The organism is Kitasatospora sp. NEAU-CNBT7 (assembly GCF_057220535.1).
In genome coordinates, this window is the sequence record NZ_JBXQQB010000020.1 from 125,111 (window position 1) to 150,798 (window position 25,688).

Annotated in this window: 26 protein-coding genes; 15 read left to right on the forward strand and 11 right to left on the reverse strand. The window is 75.7% G+C overall.

Translation table 11 applies throughout. From position 1 onward, the window contains the following. Window positions 1–33 precede the first annotated feature (33 nt). Window positions 34–462 carry a hypothetical protein gene (locus AC2TEW_RS24685; RefSeq protein WP_484625534.1) on the reverse strand — a complete coding sequence of 143 codons (429 nt, stop codon included), beginning with the start codon at window positions 460–462 and terminating at the stop codon, window positions 34–36. Window positions 463–476: 14 nt separating this feature from the next. After that, the gene (locus AC2TEW_RS24690; protein ID WP_484625535.1) at window positions 477–1,316 is read right to left on the reverse strand and encodes a pentapeptide repeat-containing protein; all 840 of its coding nucleotides are present in this window, start codon (window positions 1,314–1,316) and stop codon (window positions 477–479) included. A gap of 303 nt (window positions 1,317–1,619) precedes the next feature. On the opposite strand from AC2TEW_RS24690, the gene AC2TEW_RS24695 reads away from it, so the two are divergent. The 4 genes from AC2TEW_RS24695 (at window position 1,620) to AC2TEW_RS24710 (ending at window position 5,343) form a co-directional block, all read left to right on the forward strand. After that, window positions 1,620–1,958, forward strand: coding sequence for a hypothetical protein (locus AC2TEW_RS24695; RefSeq protein WP_484625536.1), 339 nt, complete (start codon window positions 1,620–1,622; stop codon window positions 1,956–1,958). Window positions 1,959–2,074: 116 nt separating this feature from the next. Next, window positions 2,075–2,428 (forward strand): VOC family protein, encoded by a 354-nt coding sequence (locus AC2TEW_RS24700; RefSeq protein ID WP_484625537.1) that lies wholly within the window; start codon window positions 2,075–2,077, stop codon window positions 2,426–2,428. A gap of 145 nt (window positions 2,429–2,573) precedes the next feature. Further along, window positions 2,574–3,884 (forward strand): DUF3533 domain-containing protein, encoded by a 1,311-nt coding sequence (locus tag AC2TEW_RS24705; protein ID WP_484625538.1) that lies wholly within the window; start codon window positions 2,574–2,576, stop codon window positions 3,882–3,884. Window positions 3,885–3,978: 94 nt separating this feature from the next. Beyond that, a complete protein-coding gene (locus tag AC2TEW_RS24710) occupies window positions 3,979–5,343 on the forward strand; it encodes an amidase (protein ID WP_484625539.1) in 1,365 nt (454 codons plus the stop codon). Here AC2TEW_RS24710 and AC2TEW_RS24715 read toward each other — a convergent pair. Then, on the reverse strand, window positions 5,338–6,327 hold the full coding sequence (locus tag AC2TEW_RS24715) for a D-cysteine desulfhydrase family protein (protein ID WP_484625540.1): 990 nt from the start codon (window positions 6,325–6,327) through the stop codon (window positions 5,338–5,340). The two genes, AC2TEW_RS24710 and AC2TEW_RS24715, sit on opposite strands and share 6 nt — an antisense overlap. A gap of 117 nt (window positions 6,328–6,444) precedes the next feature. Further along, a complete protein-coding gene (locus AC2TEW_RS24720) occupies window positions 6,445–7,080 on the reverse strand; it encodes a DUF4360 domain-containing protein (RefSeq protein ID WP_484625570.1) in 636 nt (211 codons plus the stop codon). A gap of 208 nt (window positions 7,081–7,288) precedes the next feature. On the opposite strand from AC2TEW_RS24720, the gene AC2TEW_RS24725 reads away from it, so the two are divergent. Next, the gene (locus AC2TEW_RS24725; RefSeq protein WP_484625541.1) at window positions 7,289–8,308 is read left to right on the forward strand and encodes a C40 family peptidase; all 1,020 of its coding nucleotides are present in this window, start codon (window positions 7,289–7,291) and stop codon (window positions 8,306–8,308) included. Between the two features lie 67 nt (window positions 8,309–8,375). Here the strand turns inward: AC2TEW_RS24725 and AC2TEW_RS24730 are convergent, their stop codons facing one another. Both AC2TEW_RS24730 and AC2TEW_RS24735 read right to left on the reverse strand, forming a co-directional pair. After that, window positions 8,376–11,201 carry a poly(A) polymerase gene (locus tag AC2TEW_RS24730; protein ID WP_484625542.1) on the reverse strand — a complete coding sequence of 942 codons (2,826 nt, stop codon included), beginning with the start codon at window positions 11,199–11,201 and terminating at the stop codon, window positions 8,376–8,378. Then, on the reverse strand, window positions 11,201–13,012 hold the full coding sequence (locus AC2TEW_RS24735; RefSeq protein WP_484625543.1) for an RNA ligase family protein: 1,812 nt from the start codon (window positions 13,010–13,012) through the stop codon (window positions 11,201–11,203). Before AC2TEW_RS24735 ends, AC2TEW_RS24730 begins: the two co-directional genes overlap by 1 nt. 190 nt (window positions 13,013–13,202) lie before the next feature. Between AC2TEW_RS24735 and AC2TEW_RS24740 the strand changes: the two genes are divergently transcribed. Both AC2TEW_RS24740 and AC2TEW_RS24745 read left to right on the forward strand, forming a co-directional pair. Further along, window positions 13,203–13,997, forward strand: a complete 795-nt coding sequence (locus AC2TEW_RS24740; RefSeq protein WP_033821204.1) for a metal-dependent hydrolase — start codon at window positions 13,203–13,205, stop codon at window positions 13,995–13,997. A 108-nt stretch (window positions 13,998–14,105) separates the two neighbouring features. Then, window positions 14,106–14,903 carry a hypothetical protein gene (locus AC2TEW_RS24745; protein ID WP_484625544.1) on the forward strand — a complete coding sequence of 266 codons (798 nt, stop codon included), beginning with the start codon at window positions 14,106–14,108 and terminating at the stop codon, window positions 14,901–14,903. A gap of 52 nt (window positions 14,904–14,955) precedes the next feature. On the opposite strand, the gene AC2TEW_RS24750 is transcribed toward AC2TEW_RS24745, so the two are convergent. Together AC2TEW_RS24750 and AC2TEW_RS24755 are read right to left on the reverse strand one after the other, a co-directional pair. After that, entirely contained in the window at window positions 14,956–16,509 is a 1,554-nt protein-coding gene (locus AC2TEW_RS24750; protein ID WP_484625545.1) for a glycerol-3-phosphate dehydrogenase/oxidase, read from the reverse strand. Further along, window positions 16,506–17,114, reverse strand: coding sequence for a TetR/AcrR family transcriptional regulator (locus AC2TEW_RS24755; protein WP_051811461.1), 609 nt, complete (start codon window positions 17,112–17,114; stop codon window positions 16,506–16,508). The genes AC2TEW_RS24750 and AC2TEW_RS24755 overlap by 4 nt, the downstream gene beginning before the upstream one ends. Window positions 17,115–17,134: 20 nt before the next feature. On the opposite strand from AC2TEW_RS24755, the gene AC2TEW_RS24760 reads away from it, so the two are divergent. Then, the gene (locus tag AC2TEW_RS24760; protein WP_484625546.1) at window positions 17,135–18,772 is read left to right on the forward strand and encodes an FAD-binding oxidoreductase; all 1,638 of its coding nucleotides are present in this window, start codon (window positions 17,135–17,137) and stop codon (window positions 18,770–18,772) included. Next, window positions 18,769–19,743, forward strand: coding sequence for a diacylglycerol kinase (locus AC2TEW_RS24765; RefSeq protein WP_484625547.1), 975 nt, complete (start codon window positions 18,769–18,771; stop codon window positions 19,741–19,743). Before AC2TEW_RS24760 ends, AC2TEW_RS24765 begins: the two co-directional genes overlap by 4 nt. Window positions 19,744–19,830: 87 nt before the next feature. On the opposite strand, the gene AC2TEW_RS24770 is transcribed toward AC2TEW_RS24765, so the two are convergent. Further along, entirely contained in the window at window positions 19,831–20,016 is a 186-nt protein-coding gene (locus AC2TEW_RS24770; protein ID WP_484625548.1) for an antitoxin, read from the reverse strand. A gap of 119 nt (window positions 20,017–20,135) precedes the next feature. Between AC2TEW_RS24770 and AC2TEW_RS24775 the strand changes: the two genes are divergently transcribed. The 4 genes from AC2TEW_RS24775 to AC2TEW_RS24790 all read left to right on the forward strand — a co-directional run bounded on the left by AC2TEW_RS24775 (window position 20,136) and on the right by AC2TEW_RS24790 (window position 21,310). Beyond that, window positions 20,136–20,369 (forward strand): DUF6400 family protein, encoded by a 234-nt coding sequence (locus AC2TEW_RS24775; protein WP_484625549.1) that lies wholly within the window; start codon window positions 20,136–20,138, stop codon window positions 20,367–20,369. An 8-nt stretch (window positions 20,370–20,377) separates the two neighbouring features. Further along, window positions 20,378–20,617 carry a hypothetical protein gene (locus tag AC2TEW_RS24780; RefSeq protein ID WP_484625550.1) on the forward strand — a complete coding sequence of 80 codons (240 nt, stop codon included), beginning with the start codon at window positions 20,378–20,380 and terminating at the stop codon, window positions 20,615–20,617. Between the two features lie 126 nt (window positions 20,618–20,743). Next, window positions 20,744–21,064, forward strand: coding sequence for a WhiB family transcriptional regulator (locus AC2TEW_RS24785; RefSeq protein WP_484625551.1), 321 nt, complete (start codon window positions 20,744–20,746; stop codon window positions 21,062–21,064). 60 nt (window positions 21,065–21,124) lie between these two features. Then, complete coding sequence (locus AC2TEW_RS24790; RefSeq protein WP_484625552.1) at window positions 21,125–21,310, forward strand: CsbD family protein; 186 nt, start codon at window positions 21,125–21,127, stop codon at window positions 21,308–21,310. 90 nt (window positions 21,311–21,400) lie between these two features. Here the strand turns inward: AC2TEW_RS24790 and AC2TEW_RS24795 are convergent, their stop codons facing one another. Then, complete coding sequence (locus tag AC2TEW_RS24795) at window positions 21,401–22,090, reverse strand: response regulator (RefSeq protein WP_484625553.1); 690 nt, start codon at window positions 22,088–22,090, stop codon at window positions 21,401–21,403. Next, a complete protein-coding gene (locus AC2TEW_RS24800) occupies window positions 22,090–23,697 on the reverse strand; it encodes an ATP-binding protein (RefSeq protein WP_484625554.1) in 1,608 nt (535 codons plus the stop codon). The genes AC2TEW_RS24795 and AC2TEW_RS24800 overlap by 1 nt, the downstream gene beginning before the upstream one ends. 262 nt (window positions 23,698–23,959) lie before the next feature. Here AC2TEW_RS24800 and AC2TEW_RS24805 point away from each other — a divergent pair, with 262 nt between their 5' ends. Both AC2TEW_RS24805 and AC2TEW_RS24810 read left to right on the forward strand, forming a co-directional pair. Then, a complete protein-coding gene (locus AC2TEW_RS24805) occupies window positions 23,960–24,781 on the forward strand; it encodes an ABC transporter ATP-binding protein (RefSeq protein ID WP_484625571.1) in 822 nt (273 codons plus the stop codon). After that, a complete protein-coding gene (locus tag AC2TEW_RS24810) occupies window positions 24,771–25,646 on the forward strand; it encodes an ABC transporter permease (protein ID WP_484625555.1) in 876 nt (291 codons plus the stop codon). Before AC2TEW_RS24805 ends, AC2TEW_RS24810 begins: the two co-directional genes overlap by 11 nt. Window positions 25,647–25,688 lie beyond the last annotated feature (42 nt).

Genomic DNA, 25,688 nt, shown 5'->3' on the forward strand with positions numbered 1-25,688 from the left:
CCCGCGCCACCGCGCGCCCCGGGCCGCGCGGGATCAGCCGTCCGGGCGCGCCGCGAGCAGGGCCTCGCAGACGGCGCGGTGCTCCGGGTACCGGGCGGCGATCCCGGGCAGTACCGCTCTCATCTCCGCGCCGCCGCGCAGGGGGTACGCCTCGTGGTGCAGGGCCAGGTGCAGCCGGACGGTGTCGTCCGCCCGCCGCACCCAGCCGTCCAGGGTGCGCTGCATCGAGGCCCCGTTGTCGGTGCCGGACCAGGTCGCGACGTTCAGGAACGTGCTCGCCCGCGCGAGCGTGGTGCGTCCCGCGTGCACGGCGAGGGCGACGATCTCGGCGATGTCGTCCGCGCCGTGGGCGGTGATCAGGTCCTCCACGGCATCGAAGAGCCCGTCCGGGAGCCCGCCGGAGCCGTCCTCGGGGACCGGTACCGCGCACAGCCGGGCCAGCGCCGGCTCCCGGGTCGACACCGCGGCCCCTCGTCCTACCAGTGCGAGGGGCGGCCGAGCCCGTCCGGCAGCCTGGTCGAGGCGTCGCCGCGGGCGGTGTTGAGTTGCCCCTGGGAGAGGAAGAGGCTCCCGGTCAGGTCGGCGCCCCGCAGGTCGGTGTCGCGCAGGTCGGCGCCGATCAGGTCGGCGCCGCGCAGGTCCGCGCCGCGCAGGTCGGCCCCGATCAGGTACGCCCCGCGCAGGTTGACCCCGCGGAGGTCCGCGCCCTTCAGTCGGGCGCCGATCAGGTCGGCCCCGCGGCGGTCCTTCTTGCGCCCGGGGTGGCCGGCCCGGACGAGCTCGCTGGTGCGCAGCAGCAGGGTGTTGACCTCGGCCCGCCGGGCGGCGACGTCCAGTTCGAGCAGCGCGTCGGCGTCCTGCCCGGCCAGCCGTTCGGTCTCCGCCAGGGCGAGTCGCAGCTGCGGGTGCACGGCCCGGGCGGCCGGCATGGCGAGCGCCTGGGTGAGGTACCAGAGCAGCTCGTGCAGCTGCCGCATGACCGGGAGCACCTTGAACATCTGCTGCGCGGTGCCGGGTGCCCGGCGCCAGTCCTGCCCGCCGAAGGTCGCCTGCGAGACCCGCTGGCCGGCGCCGAAGCAGTCGTAGCCGGTGCAGCCCGCGAAGCCGCTGGGCCGCAGCCGGGTGTGGATGCCGCAGCGGAAGTCCTGTTGGAGGTTGGGGCACGGCTGCCCGGCGTCCTTGTCGATCGCGAAGTCCGCGGAGGCGGTGAAGGCCAGCGCGACACAGCACAGCCCGAAGCAGTTCCCGCAGTCGGACTGCAGCACGGTGAGCCCGCCGACGGGGGCGGGGCCTGCGGACGGGTGGTTCTCGGACAAGACGCGTGCTCTCCCCTGTGGTCGGTGTGGGCCGGACACCCCCGGCGTTCCGGGGGCGCGGGCGGGAGCGGCGGCGCCGTGCCCCGTCCCCCCGTGCGGCTGCCCCGGGCGGAGCCGGGGGCGCACCCCAGTCTTCCAGACGCCCGGGCCCTCGCCGCACGCCGAGCCACCCCAGGATTGAACGCGTTCAAAAGCTCTGGCAGGATGATCCCGGGGGAGGCCGGCGGGCCCGTACGGGGTCGGCGGCCACTGCGGTGTGCGCCCCAATTCCTTCAGGGTTTCGCCGGCAACGGAGAGCGCCACATGATCATCATCTACTGCGTCTGGCTGGCCGTCGGCCTCGCCGTCGTCATCGGCCCGGCCGCCTTCCTGGGGTACGGCTTCGCGCTGGTCACCGCCGGGCGGGTGGCGCAGCGCGTGCGGGTGGCGGTGCTCCCGCTGCTCGCGGCGGCGCTGGCGGGCGTCTGGGCCGCGCCGATCGGGGCGGGCGGCATCTGGTGGGCCGTCCCGGCCGCGATCTCGCTCGCCGCGACGCTCATCGCGGGCTTCACGACCCTCGCGCACGAGGCCGGCGCCCGGCGCGACGCGCAGTACCTGGACGCCGTCCGGTCCGGCTGGTACCCGTCGCAGGCCTACCGGTGACGCCGGGTCGGCCGGCGCCGGCGGCCGCCCCCGCGCGGGACGGCCGGGCACCGGTCCGGGCGCGCGGGCCCGGCGAGGCGCCCGCCGCTGTCGGAGGCTCCTGGCAGGATGGCGGCATGGAACGAGTACTGGGAATCGGCGGGTACTTCCTGCGGGCCGCGGACCCGGCGGCGCTGGGTGCGTGGTACCGCGACTGCCTGGGCCTGGACGCGGACGAGCACGGGCTGTGGCAGCAGGGCTCCGGGCCGACGGTCTTCGCCACCTTCGAGTCCGGGACGGACTACTTCGGCTCCCGCGAGCAGCGGGTCATGCTCAACTTCCGGGTCCGCGACCTGGATGCGATGCTCGCCCAGCTGCGGGCCGCGGGCGCGGACGTGGCCGGGGAGACCCAGGAGATGGCGGGCGTCGGGCGCTTCGGCTGGGTCACCGACCCCGAGGGCAACCGGATCGAGCTCTGGCAGGCCGACTGACCGCCCCCGTCCGCGGTCGGCGCCCCGGGCGCTGACGCGGGCCGACCCGGGGCCCGGCCCGGGCCCTCGGGCGAGGCGCCGGGGTGGAATGTCCTGATTCGGATATTTTGCGGTTCTACGCGGCAGCCGCCACCCCGGGAGAGCCATGCCTTCGAACCACACCGTCCGCCAGGTCACCGCCGGGCAGGTGCTGCGGAACCCGCGGATCTGGGTGCTCCCCGCCGTGATCGTCGGCCTGGTGTCGCTACTGCTCTCACTGGTCTACATGGGCGGCATCCTCAACCCGCGCGGCGATCTGCACCGCCTCCCGATCGGCCTGGTCAACGCCGACCAGGGCGCGGTCGTGGCCGGACAGCCGACCAACCTGGGCGCCACCGTCGTCGCGGGCATCGCCGCCGCGCCCGACCCGCAGGCGCAGATCGCCTGGCGGCAGCTGGACGAGGCCGCCGCGATGGACCAGCTGGCCTCCGGGAAGCTGTACTCCGTCCTGACGGTCCGGCAGGGCTTCACGGCGGCCGTCTCCGCGCTCCCGGCCGCCGGCCAGACCGAGGTGGCCCGGCCCACCATGACGGTGTTCACCAACCCGGGCGCGGGCAGCCTGGCCTCCTCGCTGGCCAGCTCGATCTCCCAGGCGGCCGCCCACAGCGCCTCGCTGGAACTCGGCCGCAACCTCACCGCCGGCCTCCCGGCCGGGGGTGCGGCGGCCACCAACGCCGCCCGGCTCCAGCTGTCCGACCCGGTGACCGTCGACACCGCCGTCGGCCACCCGATCGGTACCCACAGCGGGCTCGGCCTGACCGCGTTCTACTACACCCTGCTGCTGGTGCTGGCCGGGTTCCTGGGCGGCAACGTGATCGCCAACGGCGTGGACGTGGCGCTCGGCTACGCGGCCAGCGAGCTCGGTCCGTGGCGGCGCCAGCTGCCGACCGTCCCGATCAGCCGCACCCAGACCCTCGCGATCACCTGCACCATGTCGGTGGTGCTGTCGCTGCTGACCTCCAGTCTGATCATGCTGGCCTGCGTGGCGATCCTGGGGATGGACGCCTCCCACCTCCCACTGCTGTGGATCTTCTCGGTCTGCGCCACCGCCGCGGTCGGCCTCGGCGTGCAGGCGCTGCTCGCCGCGTTCGGCGGGATCGGACAGCTGGTCAGCATGTTCGTGTTCATCGCGCTCGCGCTGCCCTCCTCCGGGGCCACCGTGCCGCTCCAGGCACTGCCGGACTTCTACCGGGTGCTGTCCTGGTTCGAGCCGATGCGCCAGCTCACCGACGGCGTCCGGGCGATCCTCTACTTCGACGCGCGGGCGGACGCGGGCCTGAACCGGGCCTGGATGATGATCGGCGTGGGAACGGTGCTGGCACTCGCGTTCGGCTTCGCGATGACCACCTACTACGACCGCAAGGGACTGCACCGGATCGTCCCCGAGCACCTGCGCGAGCCGCAGCCGTCCGCCTGAGCCCGTCCGCCCGGGCCCGGCCCGCGGCGCCCTTGCCGGGACCGGGGCCACTGGCTATCTTGACGGCTCGGATCCGACCGGGCGGGGAGCGGCGATGACGGGCTGGACGAGGCGCACGGCCACCGAGATCGCGGAGGCCGTCCGCGGCGGCCGGGTGACGCCCCGTGAGGTGGTGGCCGAACACCTGGCGCTGATCGAACGGCTCGACCCGCGGATCGGCGCGTTCCGCAAGGTACTGGGCGCGCGGGCGCTGCAGGAGGCGCAGGCGCTGGCCGGGCGGGCCGACCTCGGCACGCTGCCGCTGGCCGGGGTGCCGGTCGCCGTCAAGGACAACCTGCCGGTCGAGGGCGAGGCGACCCGCAACGGCTCGGCGGCCACCCCCGACACCCCGGCCGCCGCCGACCACGAGACGGTCCGCAGGCTGCGCGCGGCCGGTGCGGTGGTGATCGGCCTGACGAACGTTCCCGAACTGTGTGTGTTCGGCACCACCGACGGCGTCCACGGCACCACCCGCAGCCCCTGGGACCTCTCGCGCAGCGCCGGCGGCTCCTCCGGCGGCAGCGCCGCCGCGGTGGCCGCGGGCCTGGTGCCGGTCGCGCTCGGCAACGACGGCATGGGCTCGATCCGGATCCCGTCCGCCAACTGCGGGGTCCTCGGCCTGAAGCCGGGCGCCGGCCGGGTGCCCGCCGGGCTGGGCGTCGACGGCTGGTCCGGGATGGCCGAGAACGGCCCGATCGCCACCTGCGCCGCCGACGCGGCGCTGCTCCTCGGCGTCCTGACGGGTGGACCGGCCGTCCCGCCCGCCGACCCCGGGCCGCTGCGGATCGCGCTGTCCGTCCGGTCCAGCTCGCCGGGCATCCCGGTCGACGCCGCCTGTGCGGCCGCCGTCCGCGACACCGGACGCCATCTGACGGCGGCCGGCCACCGGGTGGCCGACGCCGAACTGCCCTACCCGGCCTGGCTGGGCGCCGCCTCGGTGGCCAACTGGCTGGCCGGTACCGCCGCCGACGCCCGCTCGCTGGACCCCGCGCTGCTGGCGCCGCGCACCCGCCGGCACGCCGCGCTCGGCCGGGCGGTGGCCCGGGCCGGGCTGGTCGGCCCGGGGCCGCGCGAGCGCTGGCAGGCGCTGCTGGAGGGGTTCTTCGCCCACCACGACGTGGTGGTCACCCCCGCGCTGGCCCACCCCGCGCCGCCCGCGGACCCCTGGCACACCAGGGGCTGGGCCGCCAACCTTCGGGCAAACGTCCGCTACGCGCCGTTCAGCCACCCCTGGAACCTGGCCCGCTGGCCCGCGCTGGTGCTGCCGGTGCACAGCCCGGCGGCGCGGCGCGGACTGCCGCTCTCCGTCCAGCTGGCCGCGCCGCCCGGCGGCGAGCACCGGCTGCTCGCGCTGGCCGCCGAGCTCGAACGCCGGCGGCCCTGGCCGCGGACGGCGCCGGACCCGGCGGGTCGGCTATAGCCCGGTGGGCGCCAGTGCCTCGCCCAGCCGGGTGAGGGCGGCCGGGTGGCCGAACAGGCCGGGCAGCCCGCCGGTGTGCAGGAAGACCGTGCGCTGACCGGCCCGGATGTCACCCTCCTCGACCGCCGCGATCAGCCCGGCCATCGCCCGTCCGGTGTACACCGGGTCGAGGGCGATGCCCTCGGTGCGGGCGGTCAACGTGAGCGCGGCCAGGACCTGCTCCGTCAGGGCGCCGTAGCCGTCGCCGACCTGGTCGAGCCTCAGCCGCAGGCTCTGCGGGGCGCAGCTCTCACCGGAGAGGCCGGAGGCGAGCGCGGCGACCGTCCCGGCCGGGTCGGTGACCGCCCCGACGTGGACGCCGAGCACCCGCCCGGGCCCGAGCGGGTCGAGCAGCCCGGCCATGGTGCCGCCGGAGCCGGCCGCCACCACCACGGTTGCCAGGTCGGGTGCCTGGTCGAGCAGTTCGGCCCCGCACTCGGCGTAGCCGTGCGCGCCGAGCACACTGGAGCCGCCGAACGGGAGCACGGCCGGTACCTCGCCCTGCTGCCGCAGCTCTTCGGCGGCCTGTTCGGCGGCGGCGCCCAGGGTCTCGCGGTCGGCGGTGCCGGTCCACACCACGGTGGCGCCGAACAGGCCGTCGAGCACCAGGTTGCCGGTGGCCGGCGGCCCGGGGGCGCCGGCCAGCACCAGCACGACCCGCAGGCCGAGCCGGGCGCCGGCGGCGGCGGTCAGCCGGGCGTGGTTGCTCTGCGGCGCGCCGGTGGTGACCAGCGCGGTGGCGCCGTCGGCCAGGGCCGCGCCGCAGAGCCACTCCAGCTTGCGGACCTTGTTCCCGCCGCCGCCGAGGCCGGTGAGGTCGTCACGTTTGACCCACAGGTCCTCGGCGCCGAGCCCGAGCGCGCGGGCGAGGCGCGGCATCGGTTCGAGCGGGGTCGGCCAGCTGCCGAGCAGGGCTCGCCGTGGGGTACCGCTGTGCGGGGCCATCGCCACCGTCCTTCGTCCGCGATGCCGACGTGTGATCCGCCGTCATCCTGCCACGGCGGCCGGCCGCCGCCGGGGCGCCTCGGCGGCACCGCGGCGAAGTCCGCGGGCGGGGCGGGGTCAGGGGCAGGTCTTCCAGGCCAGGTGGTAGACGGTGTTGATGTCGCCGTCGGTGGAGTCCATGGTCATGAAGCTGGTGGTTTTGGAGGTGTCCGAGGTGCCGGCGCTGACCCGCAGCTCGGTGTTGATGTTGAAGTTGCGCATCTCGCCGCAGGGCGCGTAGACCAGCGCGGCGACGTCGACCGAGTCGGTGGACTGCCAGCTGTCGTCGACCGGGCCCTTGAACTGGTGGTTGGAGTAGACGGTCTGCGCCGAGCCCTGGAAGTAGTAGTTGGCCCGCTGCACCGCGCTCGCGCCCTTCTCCAGGTGCGCGAAGCCGCGGTAGTCGGCGGAGGCGATGGCGTAGGTGAAGCCCTGCGGGACGTGGACGTTCAGGTTGAGCTGACAGTTCTTGCGGAAGTCGGTGGGCTTGGAGCCGACGCCGACCTGGGCCAGGTAGCTGCTGTAGGTGACGGTGAAGGCGGTGTTGTCGGGGGAGACCGCGACGGCCGCCGTCCCGGCCGGGCAGCCGGAGCCGTTCACCGACGCCACATCGATGACGATCTTGTCGGGCGGAGGGGTCTGGCCGGTGCCGAAGATCGGGGAGCCGAGCAGCGAGGCGCTGACGAGGCCGGTGGTCGCCAGCAGACGGAGCATCATGGGCGTTCCTTCCGATCGTTCCTGGGCCGGGCAGCCGTGGGCGGCCCGGTGCGGCGCCGGGGTCCGGCGTCGTTTTGACGTGTCCATGGCAACACAGGGCGGAGGCCGCGTACAGGGGGCGTGATGGATTCGCTCACGAAGCGTGAACCCTCCCTCGGCGGACACCACGAGGCGAGGGGGCGTCAGTTCTGCTTAGCGTGCAGGCATGGAGAAGAACACCAACATCGTCCCGGCCCTCCCCGACACCGCGTCAGCCCCGACCCCGGCCCGGACGATACCGACCGCGAGTGACCCGCAGGCCCCCCGTCGTCCCGGACCGCGCCGCGCGAGCCGGATCCTGCACCGGGCCGGCGTGCTCGCCGCGGTGCTGGCCAGCACGGGAGCGCTCGGCCTCGGCGGCGCGGTCGGCGCCAGTGCGGAGAGCGCCCCGGCGCACAGCGGCTGGGACGGTTCGAAGTACTGGTTCAAGAACGCCGCCGGCCAGTGGCGCTGGACCGTCCACTACGACGTCTACCTGGCCCGGATCTCGGGCGTCCCGGCGCCGGCCGCGAGCACCAACAGCGGCGGCGGGATCAAGCAGGGCTGGGACGGTTCGAAGTACTGGTTCAAGAACGCCGCCGGCCAGTGGCGCTGGACCGTCCACTACGACGTCTACCTGGCCCGGATCTCGGGCGTCCCGGCGCCGGCCGCGAGCACCAACAGCGGCGGCGGGATCAAGCAGGGCTGGGACGGTTCGAAGTACTGGTTCAAGAACGCCGCCGGCCAGTGGCGCTGGACCACCCACTACGACGTCTACCTCAGCCGGATCTCCGGCGGATCCGGCACCGCCGCCGCGCCCGTCACCGGGACCGGCACCAACGCCGGCTCCCTGGAGGCGGCCGTCCAGTTCGCCCTGGGCGAGGTCGGGGTGCCGTTCCTGTGGGGCGGCAACGGCCCCGGCGGCTACGACTGCTCCGGCCTGGTCCAGCAGGCGTACCGGCGCGCGGGCATCAGCCTGCCGCGGGTCGCCAACGACCAGTACGCGGCCACCACCCCGATCAGCGCGAGCAGCCTGCGCCGCGGCGACCTGCTGTTCTGGTCCGAGACCGGGGCCGCAGCCGACATCGAGCACGTGGCGATCTACCTCGGCAACAACCAGTACGTCGAGGCGGCCCGCCCGGGCACCGTCGTCCGGATCTCCAAGCTCAGCAGCGGCTACTACCCGACCCACATGGGCCGTCCCTGACCACCACCACCCCCCGTCCACCGGGCCCGCGCCGCACGGCGCGGGCCCCCGCACGTGCGACGGGACGTCAGCGCAGGGTCGGCACCGCACCGCCGTCGGCCCAGCTCAGCGCCACCCCCGGCACCGTCCGCAGCCACTCCTCGGCCAGCGCGGCGAGGCGGACCGCGTCCGGCGGCGTCCGGCCGAGCCCGACCGCGTAGCGGACCGGGCCCGCGCTGCCGGTCCCGTCGTCCAGCGGACGCGGCCAGGCCCGGGCATCGGCGCAGCCGGCCTGCTCCAGGACGGTGAGCAGGGCCCGCAGCCGGCCCCGGAACCGGCCGGCGGTGACCGCCGGCGGCTCGCCCGGACGGGCGCCGACGGTCAGCACGGCCCAGGCCGCGTGCCGAAGGTGCAGCTGCGGCGGCGCACACAGCCGAGGCCACGGCCCCGGACCGGCCTCGGTGATCTCCCAGGCCCGGTAGAGCTCCCGGACCAGCAGGTCCCGCCCGCCCGGGCCGACCTGCCCGGTGCACGGCCGGACCGGCGCGGTCGGCGTCAGCACCGCCAGCGGCAGGTCCGGCGGCGGATCCACGGCGGCGCCCGGTACCGGCACGACCGGCTCCCGCCAGTCCCAGGCCGCCCAGGTCCCGAAGAACTCCCTGACCAGCTCGTCCGGTGACGCACCGGGAGACCGGCGGACCGTCAGCGCCGCCAGGACCGCCCAGGCCAGACCGGGCAGCGTGCCGAACGGCGCCGAGTCCAGGCCGCGCGCCCGCGCCCAGGCCTTCACCACCCGGGCGAGGCCCACGAACGCCGGAGCGGTCGGGCCTACCAGCTCCAGCAGCGCCCGCGCGTCGCTGACCGCGCTGAGCGCCGTCGCCGCCGCCTCGCCCAGCTCGGCCCGGCGCTCCACCGCCTCCGCGGGGGCGAGCGACCCGGTGGCGACCACCGCCAGATCCACCGTCAGCCCGTCCACCGACAGCCGCAGCCCCGGCACCCGGGCGCCCGTGACCTCCCGTACGGCTGCGCCCGGCACGGCCGCCTCGACCCGGGCGCGCAGCCGCGCCGGGTCGGCGGTGCCCGGCAGGGCGGCCACCAGGTCCAGGTCGGCGCCCGGCAGTTCGCAGCCGAGCCGGCGGGAGCCGACCGGGTGGACCACCCCCTCGGCGAGCTCCGCCGTCAGCCGCCGCAGGACCGGACCGGGATCCGGGTCGGCGGGCGCCGCCGCCTCGGGCGCGGGTCCGGCCGCCGGCCGCACCTCGCCGGTGCCGAGGGCGACCGTCAGCCGCGCCCGCATCGGCTCCTCGCCGCGGCGGGAGAGCAGCACCAGCTCGCCGACCCCGGCGGGCAGCCGCCGCAGCAGCGCGCCGAGTTCGCCGGCCAGCCGCTGCGGATCCGTGGTGCGGCCCAGGCTCAGGTGCGGGGTGAAGCCCTCCGCCCGCCCCCGGCAGCGCGGGAAGCGCGCCGCCAGCGACCGGTGCAGCTCGGCCCAGGGCCCGGCCCCGGCCGCCGCCGGGTCCAGCCACACCGTCGCGTCGGCGCGGTGGCGGAAGGACCGCACCCCGTCGAGCAGGACGGTGAACGGCCGGTGCTCCGCGACCGCCGCCGAGACCAGCTCCGCCGCCCGTTCGAACTCCGCCTCCGGGACGAAGCCGAAGAGCAGGTTGACGTGCGGCGGCCAGCGGTCGACCTGCGGGTCGTGCGCCCGGCGCACCCGCTGGATCGCCGGCCACAGCTCCTGCGGCGGGAGCCAGGCGAGCGCGGTGCGGGCCGTGGGCGGACAGTCCAGGACGGCGCCCGGCCCGGCGGCGCCGGGGGCCAGATCGACCTGCACGCCGTAGTGGTCGGAGATGAACAGCCCGTCCGCGGTGGCGGGGGAGTCGCCCAGCAGGGCGGCCGCCGAGGCCCGCAGGCCGGGCCCGCGCAGCAGCACCCGGTCCAGCCGGGACGCCCGGCCGGACAGCGAGGAGACGGCGGCCAGCGGATTGGCGGCCGGGTCGAAGGTGGGGGTGCGGTCGTCCGGGCCGTGCACCTCGGACCAGCCGTCGCGCAGGCCCAGCGCGGTCGCGGGCAGGTCGGTGCCGTCGTTGAAGTCGCCGACCACCACCACCTCGCCCTCCAGCGCGGCCAGACCCTCCGCCAGCCGGTCCAGCTCGGCCGCCCGGCGCCCGGCGCCGTTCTCGGTGTGATCGCTGGTCAGATGGGTGGTGGCGACCACCAGCGGCCCGGCGGGACCCTCCACGGCGACCGCCGCCACCGCCTTGTACGGGCCGAGCCCGTGCCGGGCCGACTCGACCACCGGCAGGCGGCTCAGCAGCAGCAGCCCGCTGTCGGCGACGTCCGGTCCGGCCGGGTCGGTGTCCACCGTGTAGCCCGCCCGCACCCAGGGCGCCGCCAGCAGCAGCGCGACCAGGGCCGGCTCGACCTCCTGCAGCGCGATCACGTCCGCGTCGGCGCGCTCCAGCGCCGCCAGCAGCAGCGGCCGGCGCCGGGCGGTGGCGATCCGGTCGCCGTCGTAGCGGTCCCACAGGGTGTTCCAGCTGACCACCCGCAGCCCGGACGCGGGCGGTGCGGGCGGACCCGCCTCGGTGACAGGCCGCCAGCCCGCCGAACCAGCCCAGGCGTGCGGGGTCCGCGCGGTGAAGAACGGCGCCCGCAGCCGCCGCGGATCGCGCGCCCGCCCGGCCGGCGAGGTGTCCAGCAGGTCCAGGCCGGAGGCCCGGTCCCAGACCAGCTCGCCGTCGGCCTCGAAGAACACCACCCGGTGCCAGGGGAGGTCGCCGCCCGGGACGAAGGCCGGCAGCGGCACCCGCTTGGGCGCGGCGCCCCGCATGGTCACCCCGACCACGAACCGCGCCGGGTCGAACCGGTCGTCCCAGCGGATCCGGTGGTACACCTGCTCGCTGGTACGCATCACAGCTCCTCGGGGTCGGGCCGGTGCGGACCGGCCGGGTCGGGGGCGCCGAGCGAGCCGTCGGTGTCGCCGACCACGCCGTCCGGGCCGATGTACCAGGTGCGGTGCGCCTGGCCCGGGTACGGCGGGCCGAACCGTGCGAGCTGGGCGGCCAGTACCGCGGGCGGCACCGGGTGCTCGCGCACCGCGTTGCGCCTGGCCAGCTCGTCCGCGCCGACCAGCAGGACGGCGTGGGTGGTCAGCGCGTCGCGGCGCTCCGCCACGGCGTGCACCAGCGAACGCTGCTGCCGGTTGAGCGAGGTGGCGTCCCAGACCACGGTGCGGCGGCCGGTCAGCGCCGCGTCCAGCCGCTCCAGCGCGGCCCGCAGCACCTCCGGGTTGGCCCGCTGGTCGGCCCGGGAACCGCGGGCCTGCCGCAGGTCGTCCAGCGAGACCACCTCGTCGACCCCCTCCAGCGCACGGACGAAGCCGCTCTTGCCGCTGCCCGCCGGGCCGGTGGTGACGATCAGTCGGGGGAAGTCCGCGGCCCGGTGCCGCCAGCCGGCTGCGACGGCCTCCTCGGCGGTGGTGATCCGTCCGAGCGCCCAGCCCTCCCTGGCCTGCGCCCAGCAGCGGTCGCCGGCCTCCGCTGGCAGGCCGGCCAGCGCGGTCCGCAGCCGGGCGCGCAGCGGTTCCAGCGGTGCCTCGCCCAGCAGCCCGGCGTCCTCGGCGCAGAGCGCCGACCACTCGGCCTGCTCGCGGGCGGCGGCGGTCTCCTCGTCGGTGCGGCCGGCCAGGGCGGACAGCGACACCGCGTGCAGCACCCCGAGGTCGGCCGCGAACGAGAGCCGGGCCAGCCCGGCCCGCCGGTCCTGGTCCGGGTACGGCCGGTGCAGCGCCGGGTGGAGGCCGACCAGGTCGGCGACCCGGCGGGCGGCCGGCATACCGAGCGGCGCCACCAGGGCGGCGGCCAGCTCGGCGCGGCGTCCCTCGTGCAGCAGCGCGGCGAGCACACCGGCCAGCCGGGCGGAGCCGGAGCGGCCCAGGACGTCCAGCCGGCCGGTCACCTCCTCGACGGCCGCCGCGGCGCGCTCGCGCCGCCCGGGGCCGTCGTCCTTCCCGGGGCCGTCGTTCTTCCCGGGGTCCGGTGCCAGTGCCGCGAGCAGCGCGTCCGGGTCGACGGGGGCGCCCGAGGCGGTGTCCCAGAGCGCGGCGCGCGGCCCGAGGCCGTTGGGGACGACGGCGGCGTGCATCCAGTGCGTGTCGGTGCGGACGTGCGCGGGGCGGACCCACTTGGCGACCCGGTGCGGGAACTCGGCCCGCTCGAAGCCGGCCACCGTCCGTACCACGTAGCCCTCCTGGCGGGCGGTGTCCAGGCGCAGCGCGCGCAGCGCCCGCTCGTCGAAGACCCCGCGCCACAGCACCGGTGGCAGCGGCACGCCGAGGCGGCGGGCGAAGCGCACGGTGGCGTCCCAGTCCAGGCAGTGCCCGCCGTCCCAGACCGAGAAGGCGTAGAAGTAGCTCTCCAGGTCGTCGTAGGGGATCGAGTGCCGGGCGTACAGGTTCTCGCCGCAGACCCGCAGGCCCGGGCCGATGGCGTGGGCGATCCGGCCCTGCAGCGCCTTGACCCAGGCGCGCGAAGGGTGGTGGGCGGAGTCCAGCGAACGGGCGTGCAGTCCGTCCGGGTAGAGGGTGGTGTTCTCGCCGTCGAGCTTCTCGGTGACCACCACCTCCAGGCCCCGGAGCCCGGCCAGGTCGGCGGTCCGCAGATCGTCCGGGGTGGCACCCGGTGACCAGGGCAGATGCGGGGTCCGTGGGTAGTGCGTCCGCATGCTGTGCTCCCGGTGACGGATGGGTCGGCCGAGGCCAGGGTAGGTCCGGCGGCACCCGCCGGGCCATCGAATTCGGGCCGCCGCCCGGCCGTCCGGACACCCGGTGACCGGCCATGATCGGCGGCCGGTATGCTGCGGCACCGTCAGGTGCGCGGCGCACCTGGGAACTGACCAAGGGACGGTTATCGCCATGATGGGACCGGCGCATGCGCTCTCCGGTGCAGCGGCCTGGCTGGGGGTGGGAGCGGCCGCGGCCGCCCTCGACAACCCGATGCCGTGGCCGGTGCTCCTCGCCGGAGCGCTGATCTGCGCCGGAGCGGCGCTCGCACCCGACCTCGACCACAAGGCCGCCACCATATCGAGGGCCTTCGGGCCGGTCTCGCGCAACCTGTGCGAGATCATCGACAAGCTCTCGTACGCGGCCTACAAGTCCACCCGCAAGCCGGGCGACCCGCGCCGCTCGGGCGGCCACCGCACGCTCACCCACACCTGGGTGTGGGCCGTGATGTGCGGGGCGGGCGCGGCGGCGGTCTGCTGGTTCGGCGGCCGCTGGGGTGTGCTGGCGGTGCTGTTCGTGCACATGGTGCTGGCCATCGAGGGCCTGCTGTGGAAGGCCGCCCGGATGTCCAGCGACATCCTGGTGTGGCTGCTCGGGGTGTGCAGCGCCTGGATGATCGCCGACATCCTCGACAAGCCGGGCAACGGCTCCGACTGGCTGTTCACCGCGCCGGGGCAGCAGTACCTGTGGGTGGGCCTGCCGATCGTGCTCGGTGCGCTGGTGCACTGCATCGGTGACGCGCTGACCGTCTCGGGCTGCCCGATCATGTGGCCGATCCCGATCGGCCGCAAGCGCTGGTACCCGATCGGTCCGCCGAAGGCGATGCGGTTCCGGGCCGGCAGCTGGGTCGAGCTGAAGGTGCTGACGCCGGTCTTCATGGTGCTCGGCGGCATCGGCGCGCTGGGCGGGCTCGGCTACCTCGGCTGACCGCACCCGGCCCGCGGCCGCGGGCACTCCCAGGTTCGACCGGCACCCGGTGGGTGGCGGTCGAACCTATTTGTTCGCCGGGTCGGCGCGGTGGTTCACTGGGTGACCGTGAATCAGACACGTATGCGAATAGCCGCGTTGGCCGCCGTCGGCGGACTCGCCCCCGCCCTGCTCCTGACCGCCTGCAACTCCGACAAGGGCGGCCTCCGCACGCCGCCGCCGGCGGCCTCCGCCGCGGCGACCGCGGGCGGCGCCGCCACCGGAACGGCCGGTGCGGGTACGGCCGGCGCGGGCAAGGGCCCGGCCGGCGGCGACGCGGCGAAGGCGGCGGCCGGGATCACGCTCACCCCGGCCGAGTGGGGCAAGGGCTACGCCGAGGACGACCCGTACGAGGACCCGAGCCTCGACTACTACGTCACCGACGCGAACTGCAAGGGCGTGCTCGGGAAGGCGCCGGCCAGCCTCGCCGGGGCGATGACCCGCCTGGTCAAGGTCCCGGTGCCCGGCAAGGCCGACCTGGTCGACCACCTCGGCTCCACCAGCGCCCTGGTCTTCGGCGACGTCGCCGACGCGCAGAAGGACTTCACCACCTCGCGGGGCGTGGTCAAGCGCTGCCCGACCTGGACCAGCGACGACGGCAGCGAGACCGACACCGACGAGCACGAGGTGCCGGCCCCGGCCCTGCCGCTCGCCGACGAGGCCTACGCGCAGGAGGGCAAGGTCCGGTACGCCGACGACAGGACCGGCGCCTTGCTCCCCTACTACCAGCTGACGGTCCGCAAGGGCGGCGTCACCCTCAACGCCTACCTCGACGGCGCCGAGAACGCCTCGCCCGCGGACCTGCGCACGCAGACCACGGCCGCGATGACGGCGATGCTCACCAAGCTCAAGGCCCAGGGGCACTGACCCCGCCCCGGCCGCGGCGGGGTCCACCGGGACCCGCCGCGGCCGGCGGGTGTCAGCCGGCCAGCGCGGCGACCATCTCCTCGACCGCGCCCCGGGCCCGGTCCGCGTCGGCGCCGACCAGGCCGATCCGGGTCCGGCGGTCCAGGACGTCCGCCGCGTCCAGCGCGCCCTCGTGGGTGAGGGCGTACGCGACCTCGGCCCGGGTGACGTCCAGCCCGTCGGCGATCGGCTCGAGCGGACGGTCCAGCCCGGCGGCCGCCGCCAGCACCGCCCGCGCCGCACCGCCGTGCCGGGCCGTCAGCGACGCGGGCACCGCGCCGTCCGGCGCCGGCTCGCTGTCCGGATGCGCCGGGGCGCCCACCAGCGGCAGCCGGGCGGTCCGGCAGGGCCCGGCCGCGGCGCCGAGGCCGCGCAGCGCCTCGTCCACCGCGTCCTGGGCCATCCGCCGGTAGGTCGTCAGCTTGCCGCCCACCACGGTCACCACCCCCGACGGGGAGCGCCGGACCGCGTGGCGGCGCGACAGGTCAGCGGTCTCGCCGCCGCCGGCGTCGATCAGCGGCCGCAGCCCGGCGAAGGACCCGCGGACGTCGGCCCGGGTCAGCTCCCGGTCCAGTGCGGTGTTGACCGTCGCCAGCAGGAAGTCGATCTCCCGGTCGGTGGGCACCGGCTCGTCCGGCACCGGGCCCGGGGCGTCCTCGTCGGTCAGGCCGAGCACCACCCGGCCGAGCTGCTGCGGCAGCGCGAAGACGAACCGGCTGGTCGAACCGGGGACGGGGACGGTCAGCGCGGCCCGCGGGTGGCCGAACGCGGCGGCGTCGAAGACCAGGTGGGTGCCGCGGCTGGGCCGCAGCCGGATCGAGTCGTCGACCTGGTCGGCCCACACCCCGGCGGCGTTGACCACCACGCCCGCCGTGACCCGGACGCTCCGGCCGGTCAGGGTGTCGGTCAGCTCGGCAGAGGTGCCGGTGACCTGCCCGGCCCGCACCCGGGTGAGGATCCGGGCGCCGTGCTGCGCGGCGGTCCGCGCGATGGCCACCACCAGCCGGGCGTCGTCGACCAGCTGGCCGTCGTGGGCGACCAGGGCGCCGCGCAGACCGGCGGTCCGTACGGCCGGCACCAGCGCGGCCGCCGCGGCCGGCCCGACCCGGCGGGCCCGCGGCAGCACCGAGCCCGGGGTGCCCGCGCTGACCCGCAGCGCGTCCCCGGCCAGGAAGCCGGTGTGCACCAGCGCCGACATGCCCCGCCCCACCGAGGGCAGCAGCGGGACGGCCTGCGGCAGCGCGCGGATCAGGTGCGGTGCGGTCCTGGTCATCAGGATGCCGCGCTCGACGGCGCTCTCCCGGGCCACCCCGATCCGGCCGGAGGCCAGGTAGCGCAGGCCGCCGTGGACCAGCTTGGAACTCCACCGGCTGGTGCCGAACGCCAGGTCGTGGGCGTCCACCAGCACCGTGCGCAGGCCGCGGGAGGCGGCGTCCAGCGCGACACCGGCGCCGGTCACCCCGCCGCCGATCACCAGCAGGTCGACGGGCTCGCCGGCGGCCAGCGCGTCGAGGTCCCCGGCACGGCGCCGGGCGTTGAGGGCGGTCGTACCGGGGCGGTCGGTCATGGCGTGAGGTATCCGTTCAGGGCGATGGCCAGTTCGCGGCGCCAGGCCGCCTCGGGCAGCAGCTGGGCGACCATGCGGTGGGACTGGACGGTGGACTGGGCGATGAGCAGCACCATCGCGGCCAGTTCGGCCGGCTCCCCGGGGCGGATGGAACCGTGCCGCTGGCCGAGCTCGACCGCCTCGGACAGCGCGTCGAGCAGGCCGCGCTGGCTGGTGCCGAGCCGCTCGACGACGTACTCGACCAGCAGGTCGGCGTCCGAGCGCAGCAGCGCCCCGAGCACCGGGTGGTCGCGGACGGCGACGGCGACCTCGACGATCCAGGCGACCACCGACTCGCGGTCGTCCCCGGCCCGGACCGCGGCCTGCTGGGTGGCCCGGATCTCCCGGGTCAGCAGCGCGCCGACCACCGCGCGGACGTCCGGCCAGCGGCGGTAGACGGTGGGCCGGCTGACCCCGGCGCGCCGGGCGATCTCGGCCAGCTGGGTGCGCCGCGGGCCGAGCACGACGACCAGGTCGGCGGCCGCGTCCAGGATCGCGTCGTCGACACTGCGGGCGGCGCCGTCGCTGCCGCCGGGCCCCGAGGGCTCGATGTGACTACTTGACATGATGTGGAAAACTGTAACGCATGCCATCTGAAGCGCACACCGGACCGGGCCGACCGGCAACACTGCCCCAGCCGCCCATGGCGTGGAACGCCTGGGGCGACCCGGCCCTCGCCAAGCCGCTCTCCGCCGACATCAGGTCACTGCTGGAGCAGCTGCTCGGCGTCTCGCCGCAGGAGGGCGCCGCGCCCACCGCCGCCGAGGTCCGGCTGCGCCCGAGCAGCCTCACGGCCGAGGACCTGGCCGCCCTCACCGCGATCGTGGGCGACGGCCACGTCAGCGCCGCGGACGCCGACCGGCTGCCCCGGGCCGGCGGCAAGTCCACCCCCGACCTGCTGCGCCGCCGCAGCCGCGAGGAGCAGGACGCCCCCGACGCGGTCGTGCTGCCCGGCACCGAGGACGAGATCGCGGCCGTGCTCGCGCTGTGCGGCGAGCGCCGGATCGCCGTCGTCCCGTTCGGCGGCGGCACCAGCGTGGTCGGCGGCCTGGACCCGGTGCGCGGCGGCTTCACGGCCGTCGTCTCGCTGGACCTGAGCCGCTTCGACACCCTGACGGAGCTGGACGAGGTCTCCGGCGAGGCCACCCTGGGCGCCGGGCTGACCGGGCCGCGCGCCGAGGAACTGCTCGCCGAGCGCGGCTTCGAACTCGGCCACTACCCGCAGAGCTTCCGGTTCGCCACCATCGGCGGCTTCGCCGCCACCCGCTCCTCCGGCCAGGACTCGGCCGGCCACGGCCGCTTCGACGACATGGTCCGCGGCCTGCGGGTGGTCACCCCGGCCGGCGTCCTCGACCTGGGCCGCGGTCCCGCCTCGGCGGCCGGCCCCGACCTGCGCCAGCTGTTCATCGGCTCGGAGGGCACCCTCGGCGTGATCACCGCAGTCCGGCTGCGGGTCCACCCGGTACCCGCGGTCAAGGTCCACGAGGCGTGGAACTTCCCGGACTTCGCCACCGGCGCCGCCGCGCTGCGCGCCGTCGAGCAGCAGGGCACCGGGCCGACCGTGCTCCGGCTGTCCGACGAGACGGAGACCGGCGTCAACCTGGCGATGACCTCGAAGATCGGCGGCGGGCAGGTGGCCACCGGCTGCCTGGCGGTCACCGTCTTCGAGGGCACCGCCGAGCAGACCGCGGCCCGCCACCGGCTGACCCGGGAACTGCTGCTGGCGGCCGGCGGCACCTCGCTCGGCGAGGAGCCGGCCCGCGCCTGGGAGCACGGCCGCTTCGACGCGCCGTACCTGCGCGACGCGCTGCTGGACTGCGGCGCGCTGTGCGAGACCCTGGAGACCGCCACCTCCTGGTCGAACCTGGAGCGGCTGAAGGGCGCGGTCACCGAGGCGCTGCAGGGCGCGCTGCAGGCGGGCGGCACCACCTCCCTGGTGATGTGCCACATCTCGCACGTCTACCCGACCGGCGCCTCGCTGTACTTCACCGTGCTCGGCGCCCAGAAGGGCGACCCGATCGAGCAGTGGGCCGCGGCCAAGGCGGCCGCCTGCGACGCGATCATGGCCAACGGCGGGACGATCACCCACCACCACGCCGTCGGCACCGACCACCGGCCGTGGATGCCGCAGGAGATCGGCGAGCTCGGCGCCGCCGTGCTGCGCGCGGTCAAGGGCGCCGTCGACCCGGCCGGGATCCTGAACCCCGGAAAGCTGATCCCGTGACGGCCGGGGCGGACGGCCCGGCCGCCGGGCCGGACGGCGCACCCGCGGCCCCGGCCGGGGAGGCGCAGCGCCACGGGATCCGCACCGTGGTGGTCCTGACCAACCCGGCCGCCGGCGGGGGCCGGGCCGACCACGCGGCCCGGCGGGCCACCGCCCGGCTGCGCGAACTCGGCATCGAGGTGCTGGCCGTCAGCGGCAACGACCCCGACGACGCGGTCCGGCTCGCCCGCGAAGCGGTCGGCCGGGGCGTCGACGCCCTGGTGGTGGCGGGCGGCGACGGCATGATCGCGCTCGCGATCCAGGCGCTGGCCGGCACCGCGGTACCGCTCGGGGTGATCCCCGCCGGGACCGGCAACGACCACGCCCGCGAGTACGGGCTGCCGCTGAAGGACCCCGAGGCGGCGGCCGAGGTGGTCGCCGCCGGGCACGTCCTGCGGGTCGACACCGGCCGGGTCGAGACCGCCGACGGCGTCTCCCGGTACTTCGGCTCGGTGCTGGCCGCGGGCTTCGACTCGCTGGTCAGCGACCGCGCCAACCGGCTGCGCCGCCCGCGCGGGCGGATGCGCTACAACCTGGCCATCCTGCTGGAGCTGGTCCGGCTGCGGCCGCTGCCGTTCCGGCTGGTGCTGGCCGACGGCACCGTGGTCGAGCGCCCGCTGACGCTGGCCGCCATCGGCAACACCCGCAGCTACGGCGGCGGCATGCTGATCTGCCCGGAGGCCGACCACACCGACGGCCTGCTGGACATCACGCTGGTCGGCGCGATGCGCCGGCGACGGCTGGTGCGCTTCTTCCCGACGGTCTTCAAGGGCACCCACGTCCGTCACCCGGAGGTCACCACCCACCGCACCGCGTCGCTGCGGATCGAGTCGGCGGGGATCAACGCCTACACCGACGGCGACTTCGCCGGCCCGCTGCCGGCCGAGGTGCGGGTGGCGCCGAAGTCGCTGTCCCTGCTGGTGCCGGGCTGAGCCGGGAGCCCCGGGGCGCTGTCGTGTTCGTCACACGCCGGAGGCGGCCGACCGCACCTGCGGTCGGCCGCCTCCGGCGTCCGGTGCCTACTGGCCCTCGGGGGGCTGCTGCTGCCCGAGCTGGTCGTTGATCTTCTGCTGGGCGGAGTCGACCTGGCTCTCGTACTTGCCGCCGGTCTTGGCGTCAAAGGCGTCCGCCGCCTTGTCGACGCCCTGCCGGGCGGTGTCCTCGTGGCCCTTCATCATGCCTTTGAGCTTGTCGAGCATGGACATGAGCGGTCCTCCTTCGGGGATTCCTGGCCCTCCCAGCATGTCCGAGATATCCGATCTTCACATCCGGAACGTGGACAGCTACTTGACAGCAAAAGTAAGGGCAACCTAACTTCCTTCCCATGTCAGCCAACCCTGTGCCCTTCGAGATCGACCTGACCGCCGAGGAGGTCCGCCGGCGCGCCGAGGTGATGGCCGCGCTCGGCCCCGACTGGGACCCGGCGGAGGTCCTGCGCGGCGAGCAGGAGGCGTACGCCCTGCTCTACTCCGGCCTCGACGCCGAGCAGCAGCGCACCTACGACGACCTGGTCGCGGCCGGCGTCCTGCCCGGCCGCGAGCAGCCCGACGCGGGATGAGGCGGGCCGTGCTCCCCATCGACCCGCACGCCGACCTCGGCCGCCGCGCCTGGGTCGCCTGCCCGGCCTGCCAGGACATCCGCGACTGCGCCGACTGCGCCGAGCGCCGCAACTGCAACGACCACTGGCGCTACCTGCTCGCCAACACCGGCAGCGTGCTGCACCTCCAGTGCCCCGGCTGCACCCACGTGTGGGACCACGAGAGCGGCTTCGGCGCGACCCGCGGCGCCCCCGCCCGCGGCCGGTAGCCGGGCCGCCGCTCGAACGGCCGCCGGGCCACCCCGGATCCGTACCGCGCCCGATCCGGATCGTGCCCGGATTCGGATCGTGCTGCCGGGGCAGGCGACCCGGGACCAACCGGGGAGGTCCTACCGATGACCGACATATCGCGACTGCCGGGCCCGTTCGAGCTCGCCTGGGACTGGCAGCTCGAGGCCGCCTGCCGCGGCACGGACAGCAACCTGTTCTTCCACCCGTCCGGCGAACGCGGCGGACCGCACGACCGCAGGGAGGACGCCGCCAAGCGGGTCTGCGCCCGCTGCCCGGTCCGGGCCCGCTGCCTGGAGTACGCACTGGACGCCCGCGAACCGTACGGCGTCTGGGGCGGGCTGACCGAGGACGAGCGGCACGAGCTGCTCCGCCCCCGCCGGGAACGGGCCCGCCGCGAGCGGATCCGCGCCGCCCGGGCCGGATGAACCGCCCGGAACGGGGCAGACGAACCACCGACCCGGCCGATCCGACCGCAGGAGGCAACCATGAGCACCGGCGACAAGGCACACAACACCGCCGAGAAGGCCAAGGGCAAGCTGAAGGAGGCCGCCGGCAAGGCGGTCGGCAACGAGCGCCTCGAGGCCGAGGGCCGCGCCGACCAGGCCGGGGGAGACGTCAAGCAGGCCGCGGAGAAGACCAAGGACGCCGTCAAGGACGTGCTCGGCCGCTGACCTCCGCCGACCCGCCGCTCCGGGCCGGGGACCGCCCGCCACGGGAGGTCCCCGGCCCCGGTCGTGCCCCCGGCGGCGCCGTCCCGGGGCTCAGCGCCGGCCGGGCAGCACGTACCGGTGCTCCGGGCGGCCGGTGTCGCCGTAGCGCAGGCTCAGCCGCAGCCGCCCCTCCCGCTCCAGCTGCTTGAGGTAGCGCTGTGCGGTCGAGCGGCTCAGCCCGGTGTCGCCGGAGACCTCCTGCGCGGACAGCGGCCGCCCGGCCCGCCGCAGTGCGCCCAGCACCAGGTCCGTGGTGGGCGCCGAGTGGCCCTTGGGCAGCGGCGCGACCGGTGGGGCGGCGCTGCGCATGGTGGCGAACAGCCGGTCCACCTCGTCCTGCCCCGCCTCCCGGGCCGCAGGCCCGGCCAGCGCGTGCCGCAGCTGCGCATAGGCGACCAGCTTCTCCCGCAGCCCGGCGAACGCGAACGGCTTCACCAGGTACTGCAGCGCGCCGTGCTGCATGGCCGCGTGGACCGTCGACACGTCCCGGGCGGCCGTCACCATCATCACGTCGCAGCCGATCCCGGCCGCCCGCATCCGGCGCACCAGCGCCAGCCCGGTCTCGTCGGGCAGGTGGTGGTCCAGCAGCACCAGGTCGACCGGGCGGCGCTCCAGCGACGCCAGCGCCTCGCCCGCGCTGTGCGCCCGCCCGGTCACCCGGAAGCCGGGGACCTTGGCCACGTACGCGGCGTGCACCTCGGCGACCCGGAAGTCGTCGTCCACCACCAGAACGTCGATCATCACGCCTCCGCGACGGACAGCTCGGGCACCCCGGCCGCCGCCGGGTGCAGGGCCTCGGGCAGGACCACGGTGAACCGGGCGCCGCCCAGCGGGCCCGCCCCGACGGTGATCCGGCCGCCGGCCCGTTCGGCCAGCCGGCGGACCATCGCCAGGCCCAGCCCCCGCGGCCGGTGCGCGGGCGCGTCCTTGCTGGTCCAGCCCTCCTCGAAGATCCGCTCCCGCAGCCGCGCCGGGACCCCGGGGCCGCTGTCGGCGACCTCGGCCAGCAGTGCGGCGCCCTCGGCCCGCAGGGTCACCTCGACCACCCCGCCGGTGACCGCGTCCAGGGCGTTGTCCACCAGGTTGCCCAGCACGGTGACCAGCATCCGGGGATCCACCACGGTGTCCGGCAGATGACTCCCGGCACCCACCGCCAGCCGCACCCCCCGCTCGGCCGCCACCGCCGCCTTGCCTGCCAGCAGCGCGGCCACGTGCGGGTCCTGCACCTGCCCGGCGATTTCGGCGGCGAGCGCCGCGTGCGAGCCCGACTGCTCGGAGATGAACTCGGCGGCCTGCTCGTGCAGCCCGAGCTCCAGCAGGCCGAGCAGCGTGTGCATCCGGTTGGCGTGCTCGTGGTCCTGCGCCCGCAGCGCCTCGGTCAGCGACCGCGTGGTGTCCAACTCGCGGACCAGGGACTCGAGTTCGGTGCGGTCCCGGAGGGTGACCACGGCGCCGCCGTCCGCGGTGGCCATCCGGTTCACCACCAGCACCCGGTCGTCGCGGACGGCCGGCAGATCGGTGCCGGTGATCCGCCCGGCCAGGATCCCGGCCAGCCGCCCCGGCGGCAGCACCTGCTCGATCGCGCACCCGGCGCAGCCGTCCGGCAGCGCCAGCAGCCGCACCGCCTCGTCGTTGGCCAGCCGGATCCGGCCGTCCGCACCGAGCGCCACCATGCCCTCGCGGATGCCGTGCAGCATCGCCTCCCGCTCGACCAGCAGCGCCGCGATGTCCGCCACCGCGATGTTGTGGGTGCGCCGCTTCAGCCGCCGGGCCAGCACCAGCGTGGCCAGCGTGCCCGCCGCCAGCCCCGCGCCCGCGCACAGCAGGATCCCGGTGGTCATGCCGAGCAGCCGGCGCCGGATCGAGTCGTCGCTGATCCCCACCGAGACCTCGCCCACGATCCGGCCGTCCGACAGCCGCAGCGGGACCTTGCCGCGGGCGGTGCGGCCCAGCGTGCCCTGCTCGATCGCGGTCACGCTGCGCCCGCCGAGCGCCGGACCGGGGTCGGTGGACACCCGGAAGCCGATCTTCGCCGGGTCGGTGTGCGAGAGCCGGATCCCGTCCAGGTCGGTGACCACCACGAAGCTCGCGCCGGTGGCCAGCCGGATCTGCTCGGCGTTGCGCTGCGCGGCGGCGCTGTCGCGGGCCGCGGCCGCCCGGGCGAGCACCTCGTCGGTGGCGGTGGCCTGCGCGATGGACAGCGCGCGCTGCATCGCGTCCCGGTCCAGCTCCCGGCTGACCGGCGCGAGGAACAGCCCGGCCGTCACCGCACTCACCCCGACCGTCACCACCGTCTGGCTCAGCAGCAGCTGCGCGAAGACCCGCCGGGGCCAGTGCGGACGTCTCATCGCGGATCTCCTCTCGCCGCTCGTCGGGGGAATGGACGGTCACCCTATGTTTCCGGCGTGTTTCTGTCACCGTGCCCCGGTCGCCGCGCGGCCGGACCGCCCCCGCTGTTGTAGCGGAAGCAGAACGAGCAGAACAGCCCTCAACGCGCACAACCGGCAGTAGGCCGAGAAGGCTGCCGCCCGGACCGGCGCCGCTCCTAGCCTGCGACCACACAGAACGGACCCCGGCGACGGCGCCGGGAGGACAGAGGCGGTGGTGCACATGGGCGTGCCGAGGACGGCGGCCCCGGCGATCGAACTGGCCGGGGCGACCAAGCGGTTCAGGACCCCCTCGGGGGAACTGCACACCGCGGTACGGGAGCTCGACCTGACGGTCGCCGAGGGGGAGTTCGTCGCGGTGGTCGGTCCGACCGGCTGCGGCAAGTCCACCACGCTGACCCTGGTCAGCGGACTGGAGGAGCCCACCGAGGGCGAGGTACGGGTGCACGGCGAGCCGGTCGCCGGGATCGACGGGCGGGTCGGCTTCGTCTTCCAGCAGGACGCGGTCTTCCCCTGGCGCACGGTGCTGTCCAACGTGATGGCGGGCCCCCGGTTCCGCGGCGTGCCCGCCGCCGAGGCCCGCGAGCGGGCCCGCGACTGGCTGGCCCGGGTCGGCCTCGCCGCGTTCGAGGACCGCTACCCGCACCAGCTGTCCGGCGGCATGCGCAAGCGCGTCGCGCTCGCCCAGACCTTCGTCAACGACCCGCGGATCCTGCTGATGGACGAGCCGTTCTCCGCGCTCGACGTGCAGACCAGGGCGCTGATGTCGGACCAGCTGCTGGACCTGTGGGCGGGCACCGGCTCCTCCGTCGTCTTCGTCACCCACGACCTGGACGAGGCCATCGCGCTCGCCGACCGGGTGGTGGTGATGACCGCGGGACCGGCCACCGTCAAGGAGATCTTCACCGTCGACCTGCCCCGCCCCCGCACCGTCGAGGCGGTCCGCCTCGAGCCCCGCTTCGTCGAGCTGTACCGCGAGATCTGGGGCTCGCTCGGCGAAGAGGTCCGGATCACCCGCGAGAGAGGAGCGGGTCGTGCCGCTTGAGACCGCCCCGACCGCACCCGCACCCGCGGCCACCCCCGCCCCGGCCACCAGGACCGAGGCCCGCGCACGCGCCGCCCGCAACCGCCGGCTCGGCGTGTACGGCGCCCGCGCCGCCGTCCTGGCCGCCTTCCTCGGCCTGTGGGAACTGGCCGCCCGCACCGAGGTCATCGACCCGTTCAACTTCTCCCAGCCGTCCCGGATCTGGGACCAGATCTGGCAGTGGACCACCCACGGCACCGCCCAGGGATCACTGGGCGAGCAGATCGGCTACACCCTGTACGAGGCGCTCACCGGCTGGGTGATCGGCGTCACCGCGGGCATCCTGCTCGGCATCGCGCTCGGCCGGATCCGCTTCCTGGCCGAGGTGTTCGGCCCCTACATCAAGGTGCTCAACGCCATCCCGCGGATCGTGCTGGCGCCGATCTTCCTGATCTGGTTCGGGCTCGGCCCCGCCTCCAAGGTCGCCTCGGCCGTCGTCCTGGTGTTCTTCCCGGTCTTCTTCAACGCCTTCCAGGGCGCCCGCGAGGTCGACCGCAACCTGGTCGCCAACGCCCGCATCCTCGGCGCCGACAACCGCCGGGTCACCCTCCAGGTGGTCGTCCCCGCCGCCACCACCTGGATCTTCACCAGCCTCCACGTCAGCTTCGGCTTCGCGCTGATCGGCGCCATCGTCGGCGAGTACATCGGCGCCACCAAGGGCCTCGGCCTGCTGGTCGCCGCCGCCCAGGGCACCTTCAACGCGGCCGGCGTCTACGCCGCCATGACCATCCTCGCCGTGGTCGCGCTGCTCACCGAAGGCCTGCTCACCCTCGCCGAACGGCGGCTGTTCCGCTGGAAGCCGGCCGACGCCGGCGACGGCCGCTGAACCGAACTCCCCCCACCAGCCCGTCCACCCACCGGAAAGGCC